Raw genomic sequence first — 12,801 nt, 5'->3', positions numbered from 1 at the left:
GTTGCCACAGTCATGAGCTACCGCAAGCGAAGGGGCTCGCGCATCCGCCCCTACACGTTCACGGGCGGGCGGACCCGATCACGCCACCCCCTCATGGTGCAGACGCTCGTCTCCACCGCCGATCCGAGCAACGACGCTCCCGCGAACCTCATGCCCGAGTCGCAGCGGATCTACCTGCTGTGCCGGGAGACGCGCTCGGTCGCCGAGGTGTCGGCGGAGCTGAAGATCCCGCTCGGCGTGACGCAGGTGCTGCTGAGTGATCTCGCCGAACTGGGGGTCGTATACATCCATCCCACAATCACGGGCGACAGCCCGTCCGAAAACCAGGTTCTCGAGAGGGCGCTTCGTGGTCTCGAACGACTTTTCCAGTGACATCCAGACCAAGATGTCGACCAAGATCGTCATCGCCGGCGGTTTCGGAGCGGGGAAGACGACACTCGTCGGCTCGGTCTCGGAGATCCCGGCGGTGACAACCGAAGCCGTGATGACCGAGGCGAGCGTCCCGCACGACGACACCTCGGCCACGCCGCAGAAGGTCACGACCACCGTGGCAATGGATTTCGGCCGCATCACCGTCGACCAGCAGTTGATCCTCTACATGTTCGGCACGCCGGGCCAGGCGCGGTTCTGGTTCATGTGGGACGACCTCGTGCGCGGGGCCGTGGGCGCGGTGGTGGTCGTCGACTGCCGTCGGCTGGCCGACAGCTTCGAGGCCGTCGACTACTTCGAGACGAACCGGCGCATCCCCTACGTCGTGGCGCTCAACAAGTTCGACGGCGCGCTCGAATACACGACCGAGCAGATCCGCGAGGCGCTCGAGGTGAGCAGCGACGTTCCCATCCTCGACTTCGACGCCCGCGACCGCTCCTCCAGCGGGTCGGTGCTCAAGACGCTGCTCCGGTACGCGCTGTCGAACAACGCCGCCGCTGCGCCGGTCGGGTGACCGCAGCGCCGCCTCCTCCCGGTCGGCGCATACCGCAGACTTCGCCAAAAGGACCACTTAGATGCGCAAGATCCTCATCGTCGGAGCCGGGCACTCGGGTCTCCATCTGGCCCACGGCCTGCTCAACCACGGCTACGACGTCACGGTGATCACCGGGCAGAGCTCGAAGGAGATCCGTACCGGCAGGCCCTCCGTGACCCAGGTGACCTTCCCGACCGCCCTGGACTACGAACGCGAGCTGCACCTGGACTTCTGGACCGGCCAGGCCCCGCGGATGACGGACTTCAAGATCCACCTCTATCCGCCGGGCGCGGACCCGGTCGCGCTGAAGGGCAGGACGGGCAAGGGGGACCGGTACACGGTCTCCATCGACCGGCGGATCAAGATGGCCGACTGGCTGGAGTACTTCGAGGACTCCGGCGGCAAGGTCGTCATCCACGGCGTGACGCTCACCGACCTCGACTACTTCTCGCGGATGTTCGACCTGATCGTGGTCGCGGTGGGCTCCGGTGAACTGGGTGCGCTGTTCGACGCCGACACGAGCCGGTTCAGCGGGGCGCGTCCGCGGGTGGTGGCCCAGGCCAACATCTACGACGTGCTGCCCGACCCCGGCGAGAGCGAGAACATCGGCTGGGCGGCGTCCACCGCGGACGCCGGAAACATGATCTTCGTGCCGTTCCTGACCACCGACGGCCCCTGCCACTCGCTCTTCCTCGGCGACAAGCGCGGCGGCCCGATGGACGCCTGGCCCGACCGGCCCCAGCCCGAGGAGCAGTGGCGGCGGATGCAGGACCTGCTGCGCAAGTACGCTCCGGAGTACTACGAGCGGGTGCGCAACGCCGCGCTGGTCGACGGCAACAGCACGCTGGTGGAGTACTTCACGCCGCAGGTGCGCAATCCCGTGGGCGTGCTGCCCTCGGGCGGTCTCGTGCTGGGCATCGCCGACGTGGTGATCACCATGGACCCCTTCGTCGGTCAGGGATGGAACCACTCCACCCGGTGCGCGCGCAGCTACCTGAAGAGCATCGTGGAGCACGGCGATCGCCCGTTCGACGAGGCGTTCCTCTCCGGGGCCTTCGAGCGGTTCTGGCAGTACGGGCTGCCGGTGCAGCGGTTCGCCGAGCTCCAGTCCACGTTCTGGGACCAGGAGCTTCCGGCGCACTTCCAGGAACTCCTCGGCGCCGCCGCGAGCTACCCGGAAATCGGTGACCGCTGGATCCAGGGCTGGGACTACCCGCCCGACTACGAGGACTGGCTCTACGACCCCGAGCTCGCACGCGCGTACCTGGCGGAGGTCGCAGCAGCGCACGACGGTCGGCAGTAAACCGCCGCCCGGACACAACCGGAAAGAGCACCATCGGCCGTTCGGCCCGGAGGCCTCCCCGCGGAGGATCCGGGCCGAACGTCTCTTGTGTCACACCAGCATCTTTTATAGCCATGGCCATTTTTGTGATCTTGTCGGTGAATCGGCGTTTGCGTCCGAAACATTGCTGCTATTGCCGAAGAAATGGGGTCCGGCTACGATCACTCTGTTGCGTCGTCTAAGTGGCGCATGTGGTCATCTGAGGCCGTATGCGGCATTTGGTCTGGTCTTCTTGCGTACCGTTTTCCCGTCGACCGCGAGGCACAGCCATGGCACAGGGCACGCCGAACCTTCCCCACCCCTTTACCGCGCCTGTCCAGGAAGAATCGCCGCCCCGTTTCCGGGGTGTGTCTTCGTGGTAAGCCTCCGCTTCCCTTTTGGTGCCGCGCGCCGCCGGCGGGTGGCGCAGAACGTCTGACGCCGAGATCGTTTCGGCGAACGCGGAAAACTCCGATGCGCAGCGCATGTGCAGGTGGAAGCCGATTCAGCAGCGTGTGCGCATTCCCGTGCGCAGCGCGCTGAGGGACGGGCGAACGAGCAGGGGGATCTGGTGACGCACTCGCATCCGGCCGATCCGCGCAGCACCGCGGCCGGCGCACGCGCCATCGCCGTCATCGGCATGTCGTGCCGCTTCCCCGGCGCGGCCGACCCGGGACGGTTCCGGGAACTGCTGCGTGCGGGCCGCAGCGCCATCGCCGACCCGCCGCCGGAACGGGCCGCCACCGCACCTCAGGCCGCCGGTGGGCCGCTCCCGGGCGGGTTCGTCGACGCGGACGCGTTCGACCCCGAGCCCTTCGGGATCGCCCCGCGCGAGGCGGCCGCCATGGACCCCCGCCAGAGGCTGATGCTGGAGCTGGCATGGGAGGCGGTGGAGAACGCCGGCGTTCCCGTGCGGGATCTGCACGGCACCCGGACCGGTGTCTTCGTGGGCGCGATGAGCGACGACTTCGCCGCCCGCTGGCACCGCCGAGGCCCCGGCGCGGCCACCGCGCACACCCTCACCGGGCACAGCCGCGCGGTCATCGCCAACCGGGTCTCCTACGCGCTGGGTCTGCACGGCCCCAGCCTGGCCGTCGACACCGGGCAGTCCTCCTCGCTGGTAAGTGTGCAGCTGGCGATGGAGAGCCTGCGCCGGGGCGAATCCGAGCTGGCCGTGGCCGGCGGCGTCCATCTCAATCTGGCGGCCGAGAGCGCCGCGGGCGAACAACGCCTGGGGGCGCTTTCGCCCGACGGGCGCTGCTACGTCTTCGATGCACGCGCCAACGGTTTCGTCCGCGGCGAGGGCGGGGGAGCGGTGGTGCTCAAGCCGCTGCCGACGGCCCTGGCGGACGGCGACCGCATCCATGCCGTACTCCTGGGCGGCGCGGTCAACAGCGACGGCGCCACCAGCGGCCTGACCGTGCCGGGCCGACACGGACAGGAGGACGTGCTGCACCAGGCCTACCGCGACGCCGGCATCGACCCGGCGGCGGTGGGTTATGTCGAGTTGCACGGCACCGGGACGCCCACCGGCGACCCCGTCGAGGCGGCGGCCCTGGGCACGGCCCTGGGCGCGGCGCGGGCGGCGGACGATCCGCTGCCGGTGGGGTCGGTCAAGACCAACATCGGCCACCTCGGCGCGGCAGCGGGGATCGCCGGGCTGATCAAGACGGCCCTGGGCGTGCGCGACGCCGAGCTGGTACCCAGCCTCAACTTCACCGCGCCCAACCCCGACATCGCACTCGACCGGCTCGGGCTGCGTGTCCAGCTGAAACGCGCGGACTGGCCGCGGGCGGCAGGCAGACCCGTCGCCGGGGTCTCCTCGTTCGGGATCGGCGGAACCAACTGCCACCTCGTGCTGGCCGCCCCGGAGGGGACGCGCCGGGAGACCGGTTCCGGCCGCGCCGTCCGCGTTCGCGGCGCCGGCCGCGGGACCGATCCGGTTCCGCTGCCCTTCGTGTTCTCGGCGGCCGGCGGTGCGGGGCTGCGCGGGCAGGCCGAACAGCTGGGCGCGCGTGTCGCCGACGCCGCCGACGCGGACCTGCCGGAGCTGGCCGCCGCGCTGGCTCTCACCCGCTCACCGCTCGCCCGGCGTGCCGCCGTGGTCGCCGCCGACCGCGAGGAGCTGGCCGGCGGGCTCGCGGCCGTGGCCCGCGGATCCACCGCCGCCACCGTGCGGCGAGGCATGCCCCGCGGCGGCGGGGCCGCGATGCTCTTCTCCGGTCTGGCACGGCCGTACGCGGGGATGGGGCGGCGCCTGCACGCGCACCACCCGGCGTTCGCGAGGGCCTTCGACGAGGTCTGCGCCGGATTCGACCCGCTCGTGGAGCGCCCGCTGCGCGATGTGGTGTGGGCGAGGCCGGGCAGCGCGCAGGCCGCGCTGCTGGAGCGCGCCGGGTGGGCCCAACCCGCCCTGTTCGCCGTCGGCACGGCGCTCTACCGGCTGCTGGAGGCCTGGGGAGTGCGTCCGGACTTCGTCGCCGGCCACTCCCTCACCGGTGAGGCCGCCGCCGCTCACGCCGCCGGGATGCTCCCGCTCGCCGACGCCTGCGCGCTGGTGGCCGCCGGGGCCCGCGAGCTCGACGGGCTTGCCGACGCCGTTCACGCCGGCGTCGGTGCCGACGCCGCCGCCGCGGCCGCGCTGCTGGCATCCGAAGGACTCGACGGCAGGGTCGCCGTCGCCGCGGTCGGCGGCCCGGGGGAGGTGGTCCTCTCAGGAGACCGGGAGAGCACGGTCCGGGCTGTGCGGCTGCTGGCCGCCCACGGCGCCGAGGCCCCCGACCCGACTCCGGGCGGAATCCTGCCGGCTCCCCGGACCGAGCGGGCGGTGCAGGACCTGCTGGCCGCGGCCCGCGGCCTGGACGTCCGACCGGCGTGTGGTCCCGAACCGGTCTCCGGGCTCACCGGCGGCGTCGTCGGACCCGAGCAACTCGCCGACCCGGAGCACTGGGCCCGCCACGCCCGCGAGGCCGTGCGCCTCGCCGACGGCGTCGCGGCGCTGCACGAGCGCGGCGCGCGCGTCTTCTGCGAGCTCGGGCCCGGCTCCGGGATCGCCGAGGCGGCACGCGACTGCGTCGCGGCCCGCGCCGAAGAGCGGAAGGAGGCCCGAAGCGAAGGCGGCGCGGCGTTCCTGTCCGGGTTGCGCTCCGGTGCCGAAGAACGTGCGGCGGCCGAGTACGTCGCCGGACTGCACGTCAACGGGATCGAACCTGACTGGCAGGCGATGCTGGGAGCCGCGCCCCGGCATGTCGAGCTGCCCACCTACGCCTTCCGGCACCGCGCCTTCGGGCTGGGGCCCGAGGCCCCGGAGGCCGGTACCGCGGCGTCGGCGGAGGAGGAACGCCCGGCGCGCGCTGCGGGGCCCGAGACAGCCGGTGCCCACGAGGGCGCCGATACACACCGCGCCCTGCTGCGGCTGGTCCAGGCCGAAACCGCCGCCGTACTGGGCCACGACTCGCCCGAAGCCGTCGACACCGCGGCCAGCTTCCACGACATGGGGCTGGACTCCATGCTCGCCGTCGCGCTGCGCAACCGGCTGACGCGGGCGACAGGCCGGGACCTGCCGGTGACGCTGCTGTTCGACGCGCCGACGCCCGACCAGGTCGCCTTCCGGCTGCGGGATGAACAGCCGGCGCGGCCCGGGGCCGTTCGGGCGGGGGCCGAGGCCCGGCGTTCGGACGAGGCCGGCGACCGCATCGCGATCGTCGGGGCGGCGTGCCGGCTGCCCGGCGGCGTGGACACACCGGAGAAGCTGTGGGACCTGGTGAGCGCCGGGGCCGATGCGACCTCGGAGTTTCCCGGCAACCGCGGCTGGGACCTCGACGGTCTCTACGACCCCGACCCGGGCGCTCCCGGCCGCAGCCATGTGCGCCGCGGCGGCTTCGTCCACGACGCCGACGAGTTCGACGCGGGCTTCTTCGGGATCTCCCCCCGCGAGGCGCAGGCGATGGATCCGCAGCAGCGGCTGCTGCTGGAGACCGCCTGGCAGGCGCTGGAGCGGGCCGGGATCCGCCCTTCCGCGCTGCGGGGCCGCTCCGTCGGCGTGTTCGTGGGAGCCATGGTCCAGGAGTACGGGCCCCGGCTGCACGAGCCCGTAGCGGGATCGGAGGGGCACCTGCTCACCGGCAGCCTGGCGAGCGTGGCTTCGGGGCGGATCGCCTACACCTTCGGCTTCGAAGGCCCTGCCGTGACGGTCGATACCGCGTGCTCGTCCTCGCTGGTGGCGCTGCACCAGGCGATGCAGGCGCTGCGGCGCGGCGAGTGCGAGATCGCCCTGGTCGGCGGGGCCACGGTGATGGCGTCCCCCGGGGTGTTCACCGAGTTCAGCACACAGCGCGGACTCGCCCCCGACGGCCGCTGCAAGCCCTACTCCGCCGGCGCCGACGGCACGGGGTGGTCCGAGGGCGCGGGGCTGATCGTGCTGGAGCGGCTCGCCGACGCGGCCGCCGCGGGCCGCACCGTGTGGGGCGTGCTGCGCGGCTCGGCGGTCAACCAGGACGGCGCGAGCAACGGGCTGTCGGCCCCCAGCGGCAGGGCACAGGAACGGGTGCTGCGCGCGGCGCTGGCCGACGCCGGCATCGGTCCGGAGGCGGTCGGCGTGGTCGAGGGCCACGGGACCGGCACCAGGCTGGGAGACCCCATCGAGGCGCGGGCCGTGGGTGCGGTCTACGGCGCCGCCGGACCCGGTGTCGTTCTGGGCTCGGTCAAAGCCGGCATCGGCCACACGCAGGCGGCGGCGGGTGTCGCCGGCGTGATCAGCCTGGTCGGGACAATGGGCCGCGGCATGGTGCCCGCGATGCCGGGAGCCGGCGGCGGGCCTTCGGAGCTGGTGGACTGGAGCGGCCTGGGAGTCGAGCCCGCACTGGCGCGGCCCCGGCCGTGGCCCGACCGCCGGGGCGGGGTGCGGATCGGCGGCGTGTCCTCCTTCGGGATCAGCGGCACCAACGCCCATGTGCTGATCGAAGAGCCCCCGCGCGAACTCGCCTACGACTTCGCCGCCGGCGCACCGGCGGCGCCGCCGGGCGCGCGGGCGATCTCGCCCGGCGCGCCCCCCGAGCCGGAGGGCGCGGCCGAGGACCCGTGGCTGCAGACCGACCTGGTCGCGTGGCCGGTCACCGCCGCGGCCCCGGACGCCCTCGGCGCCCAGGCCGCACGGCTGCGCAGCGCCCTGGAGCGCGATCCCGCCGCGCGGGCGGCCGATATCGGTCTGACCCTGTCCCGGCACCGCACCCACTTCGCGCACCGCGCCGTCGTCCTGGCCGCCGAGCACGCCGGCTTCCGCGGCGGGCTGGCCGCGCTGGAGGAGGGGGCGAGCCGGGCGGGGGACGCGCTGGTGGTCCAGGGCAGCGCCGAGCGGCCGGGCGCACCGGTCTTCGTCTTCGGCGGACAGGGGGCGCAGTGGCCGGGAATGGGCGCCGAGCTGATGACCTCCTCCCCGGTCTTCCGGGCGCGCATCGCCGAGTGCGAGCAGGCACTGGCTCCCCACGTCGACTTCTCACTCGGCGCCGTACTGTGCCGGCTGCCCTGCGCTCCCTCCCTCGACCGGGTCGACGTCGTCCAACCGGCGCTGTGGGCCGTCATGGTCGCCCTCGCCGACGTCTGGCGCTCAGCGGGGGTGGAACCGGCGGCCGTGGTCGGCCACTCCCAGGGCGAGGTCGCCGCCGCCTGCGTCAGCGGCGCCCTGTCGCTGGAGGACGCGGCCGCGGTCGTGGCGCTGCGCAGCCGCGCCGTCGGCGAGCTCGTCGGCGGCGGTGCCATGGGCTTCCTCGGCGAGTCGCCCGAACGCACGGCCGAGCGAACGGCGGTGCGCACCGGCCGCGCCCACATCGCGGCGGTCAACGGCCCCGCCGCCACGGTGGTCGCGGGAGACGCCGAGGCGGTGGCCGAGCTGGTCGGCGCAGCCGAGGCCGAAGGGGTGCGCGCCAGGATGATCGAGGTGGGCTACGCGTCGCACACCCCGCACGTGGAGTCCGCTCGCGAACGCATCAGGACCGACCTCGCCGGTATCGCGCCGCGGAGCGGCACGGTTCCCTTCTTCTCGGCGGTGACCGGCGCCGAACTCGACGGCGGAGCGCTCGACGCCGACTACTGGTACGCCAACCTGCGCGAGCCCGTGCGGTTCGGATCCGCCGTCGAGGCGCTCATCGCCGCCGGACACGGCCTGTTCCTCGAATCCGGTCCGCACCCGGTGCTCACCGCGGCCATCGAGGACACCCTGGCCGCCGGCGACGCCGACGGCGCGGCCCTGGGCACCCTGCGCCGCGACGAGGGCGGGCCGCGCCGGCTGCTGGCCTCTCTCGCCGAGGCCTTCGTCCGCGGTGTACCCGTCGACTTCGGGGCCCTGGCGTCGAGCGGCCGCGCACGCCGCGTCGACCTGCCGTCCTACGCCTTCCACCGCACGCGCTACTGGCTGGCCCAGCCGCGCACCGACGCCGACCCCGGTTCCCTCGGGCAAGCGGGCACCGGTCACGCGCTGCTGGGCGCCGTCGTCGACCTCGCGGACGGCGGTGCCGTCTGCACCGGGCGGCTGGCGCTGCGCGAGGCGCCGTGGCTGGCCGACCACGCGGTGGGCGGACGCGTGCTGCTGCCCGGTGCAGCGGTGGCCGACCTGGCGGTGTGCGCCGGTGACCGCGCGGGATGCCCGGACCTGGAGGAACTCGTCCTGGAGGAGCCGCTGGTCCTGGGCGAGTCCGCCGCCGACGGGGCGGCCTTCCAGGTCGTGCTGGCGCCCGCCGACGAGCAGGGGCGCCGCGACGTGGGCGTGTACTCCCGGCCCGAGGGAACCGACGGCGATTGGCGGCGCCACGCGAGCGGCAGCCTGCGTCCTGCCGCCGCGCCGGATGCCGAGCGACGGGCCGCGGCCGCCGGTCTTGGGGCCTGGCCGCCTGCCGGTGCCGACCCCGTCGACGTGGACGGCGCCTACGAAACCCTGGCCGCACGGGGCCACGCCTATGGTCCGGCGTTTCGCGGCCTGCGCGCCCTGTGGCGGCGCGGGGACGAGATCCTGGCCGAGGTCGCGCTGCCCGAGGAGCACCGCCAGGCGGCGCACGGATTCGGCCTGCACCCGGCTCTGCTGGACGCCGCACTGCAGGCCCTGGCCGCGGCAGCGCCCGTAGACGGTCCTCCCCGAGTGCCGCACACCGTCGCCGGATTCCGGATCGCCGCGGTCGGCGCCACCTCCCTGCGGGTGCGGATCACGCCTCGGGACGGCGCGAGCGCGGCAGTCGACATGTACGACCCCCAGGGCGCCCTCGTCGCGGAACTCGACCGGGTCACCCTGCGGCCGATGCCCGAGGCCCCTCTGTCGCGGGCCGGAGAGCTGTACGCGTTCGAATGGACCGCCGCGGAGGGGCCCGCGTCGCAGGCCCCCGATCAGGAGCCGGCCTGGGCGTTCCTGGGGGTGGCCGGCCGCCTCGCGGCCTCCTCGGCCGCCGACACCGCCTATGCCGACCTCGACGAACTGCGGAGCGCGCTGGACGCGGGAGCCCCGCCGCCCTCGGCCGTGGTCGCGGAGTGCCCCGGCGCCGATCGCTTCGAGCTGCACCGGGACGCGACGAAGGTCGCCCACCGGGTCCTGGCCGTGGTGCGGGAATGGGTCGAGGACGCCAGGTTCGCCGGCTCCGTGCTCGTGCTGCGCACCCGCGGGGCGGTGGCGGCGACGGCCGCGGACCGGCTTGAGGGCCTGCACCAGACCCCGGCGTGGGGCCTGGTGCGCACGGCCCAGAGCGAGCACCCGGGCCGGTTCGTACTGGTCGACGACGACGCGGCCGGCCACCCGGCCGACGTGCTGCGCCGCGCCGCGGCGACGCGGCAACCGCAGGTGGCGCTGCGTGGAGGCCGGATCTACGTCCCCCGCTTGGTCCCGGCCGCCGCGCCCGCCGCCGCGCCGCCCAAGGAAGACCCCTGGCGCCTGGACGTGGCCGAGCCCGGTTCCCTGGACGCCGTCGGGCCCCAGCCGGCGCCCGGGGCGCAGGGGCCCCTCGGCCGCGGCCGGGTCCGCGTCGCCGTGCGCGCCGCCGGAGTCAACTTCCGCGACGTCGTGGTGGCGCTGGGGCTGCTGCCCGGCGAGACCGGTATGGGAAGCGAAGGCGCCGGGGTGGTCACCGAGGTCGGCCCCGGGGTGGACGACCTCGCGGTCGGCGACCGGGTGCTGGGAATGTTCGAAGGCGCGTTCGGCCCGCAGGCGGTCGCGGAGCGGACGCACATCGCTGCGATGCCCCGGGACTGGTCGTTCGCGCACGCCGCGGGGGTACCCGTGGCCTACCTGAGCGCCTACTACGCCTTGGTGGACCTCGCCCGGGTGCGGCCCGGCGAGTCCGTGCTCGTGCACGCGGCGGCCGGGGGAGTGGGCACCGCCGCCGTCGCCCTCGCCCGCCACCTGGGTGCGGAGGTCTTCGCCACGGCCTCCCCGGCCAAGCAGCCGCTGCTGCGGGCCATGGGACTGGACGACTCCCGCATCGCCTCGTCGCGGAGCCGGGAGTTCGCCGAGCGGTTCGCGGCCTCCGGCGGTGTCGACGTCGTGCTCAACGCGCTGGCCGGAGACTACGTCGACGCGTCTTTGGGCCTGCTGGCCCAAGGCGGGCGGTTCGTGGAGATGGGCAAGACCGACCTGCGCCGCCCCGAGCAGGTCGCGGCCCGGCATCCGGGACGCGCCTACCTGCCCTTCAACCTGCCCGATGTGCCCGCCACGCGAATCCAGCGGATACTCGGCGAGGTCGTCGACCTGCTGGAGGCGGGGCGCCTGGGGCCCGAACCGCCGCTGCGCCGCAAGGCCCTCCACGACGCGCCGGCTGCGCTGCGCGAACTGCAGCAGGGCGCCACGGTCGGAAAGACCGTCCTCGCCCTGCCCCGACCGCTGGATCCCGAGGGGACCGTCCTGGTCACCGGCGGCACCGGAACCCTGGGCGCCGCCCTCGCCCGGCATCTGGTCGCCGCCCACGGGGCCGGGCGGCTGCTGCTGACGAGCCGGGGCGGGCCCATGGCCCCGGGAGCCATGGACCTGGTCTGCGAACTGACCGGGCTCGGCGCCGAGGTCGAGGTGCGCGCCTGCGACGTCACCGACAGGGCGGCGGTGGCCGAGCTGCTGGAGGACATCCCCCAGGCGCGGCCGCTGACCGCCGTGGTCCACGCCGCCGGCGTGCTCGACGACGCCACCCTGGGGGAGCTGACGCCGAAGCAGCTGGACCGGGCGCTCGCCCCCAAAGTCGACGGCGCCTGGCACCTGCACGAGCTGACCGCCGGAGCCGACCTGTCGGCGTTCGTGCTGTTCTCCTCGGCCCTGGGCACGCTCGGTGGCGCGGGGCAGGCCAACTACGCCGCCGCCAACGCCTTCCTCGACGGCCTCGCCTACCACCGCAACGCCCGCGGTCGTGCGGCGACCTCACTGTCGTGGGGCCTGTGGGAGCAGGACAGCACGATGACGGGGCGGATGGGCGCGGCCGAACTCGCCCGCATGCGCCGCCTCGGCGTGGAGCCGATGAGCACCGCGCGCGGACTGGAGCTGTTCGACGCGGCTCTCGCCCTCGACCGCCCGCACCTGGTGCCCGCCCGACTCTCGGAGCACAAGCCCCAGGACGCGCGCAGCGGGAACCGTGCGCGCCGCGCCGCAGCGCAGGCCCCGGCCGGCACCGCCGCGCACCGGTCGGAGTTCGTGTCGGCCGATCTGCCCGCCGACGAGCTGCGGGCCGCGCTGTTGGATCTGGTGCGCGAGCACGCCGCGGCCGTGCTGGGCCACGGTTCGGGCACCGCGCTGCGCCCCGACAAGCAGCTCACCGAGGCCGGCATCGACTCGCTGACCGCGGTGGAGCTGCGCAACCGCCTCAACACCGCCACCGGTCTGCGGCTTCCGGCCACAGTGCTCTACGACCACCCCACTCCGCAGGCCCTCGCCGCCCAGCTCGCCGCCCGCCTGCGCCCCGACGAGCGCGGGAGCGCCGAGCCCGCGCCGCCGGCCGCCGCGGTACCGGTCTCGGCCGCCGAAGGAGCGGATGCCGGCCAGGGCGGCGGCGAAGACACTCTCACCCGACTGCTGGACGCGGTGCGCACCGTGCCCCTGGACCGGCTGCGCGAGAGCGGGATCGCCGGATCGCTGCTCGATCTGGCCCGCACCGGACCTGAAACACGAGCGGCTCGAGAAGCTCCCGTCTCCGACGACGGTGCGCAGATCGAGTCCATGAGCGTCGACGACCTCGTCGGCCTGGCCTTGACCGAGGACGAACTGCGCTGACGCCCGTAGCGCCGCTGCGGCCGAAAAGCACCCTCCATTGCCGGCGGCCTGCCCCGTCGACAGACGCCGCCCCTCACGCTCGTACGACAAGGAAGGTCCGCGATGAACGCGTCCAACACCCACGACCGGTCGCAGCCGCAGGCCACCGAACGCCTCGTCGCCGCGTTGCGCTCGGCGCTGAAGGACAACGAGCGACTCAAGGAGGACAACCGCCGGCTCACCGGCGCCGCCGCGGAGCCGATCGCGATCGTGGGGATCGGCTGCCGGCTGCCGGGGGGTGTGGCCTCGCCG

General features: G+C 74.2%; 5 protein-coding genes. All 5 read left to right on the top strand.

The genetic code is table 11. The features are described from left to right. The first annotated feature begins 12 nt into the window (after positions 1-12). Positions 13-372 (top strand): DUF742 domain-containing protein, encoded by a 360-nt coding sequence (locus tag LP52_RS21050; protein WP_084723379.1) that lies wholly within the window; start codon positions 13-15, stop codon positions 370-372. Between the two features lie 13 nt (positions 373-385). After that, entirely contained in the window at positions 386-943 is a 558-nt protein-coding gene (locus LP52_RS21045; RefSeq protein ID WP_040276099.1) for a GTP-binding protein, read from the top strand. 61 nt (positions 944-1,004) lie between these two features. Then, entirely contained in the window at positions 1,005-2,267 is a 1,263-nt protein-coding gene (locus tag LP52_RS21040) for a styrene monooxygenase/indole monooxygenase family protein (protein WP_040276098.1), read from the top strand. 589 nt (positions 2,268-2,856) lie between these two features. Beyond that, positions 2,857-12,510 carry a type I polyketide synthase gene (locus LP52_RS21035; protein ID WP_202966149.1) on the top strand — a complete coding sequence of 3,218 codons (9,654 nt, stop codon included), beginning with the start codon at positions 2,857-2,859 and terminating at the stop codon, positions 12,508-12,510. A gap of 102 nt (positions 12,511-12,612) precedes the next feature. Beyond that, the coding region (locus LP52_RS21030) for a polyketide synthase docking domain-containing protein (RefSeq protein ID WP_040276097.1) at positions 12,613-12,801 on the top strand (189 nt) is incomplete at its 3' end.

The organism is Streptomonospora alba (assembly GCF_000826685.1).
Lineage (GTDB): Bacteria > Actinomycetota > Actinomycetes > Streptosporangiales > Streptosporangiaceae > Streptomonospora > Streptomonospora alba.
This window is presented reverse-complemented; position numbering and strand designations above follow the sequence as displayed.

Coding starts and splice junctions, on each gene's coding strand:
- LP52_RS21050 (WP_084723379.1), top strand. CDS start 13: ATGAGCTACCGCAAGCGAAGGGGCTCGCGCATCCGCCCCTACACGTTC.
- LP52_RS21045 (WP_040276099.1), top strand. CDS start 386: ATGTCGACCAAGATCGTCATCGCCGGCGGTTTCGGAGCGGGGAAGACG.
- LP52_RS21040 (WP_040276098.1), top strand. CDS start 1,005: ATGCGCAAGATCCTCATCGTCGGAGCCGGGCACTCGGGTCTCCATCTG.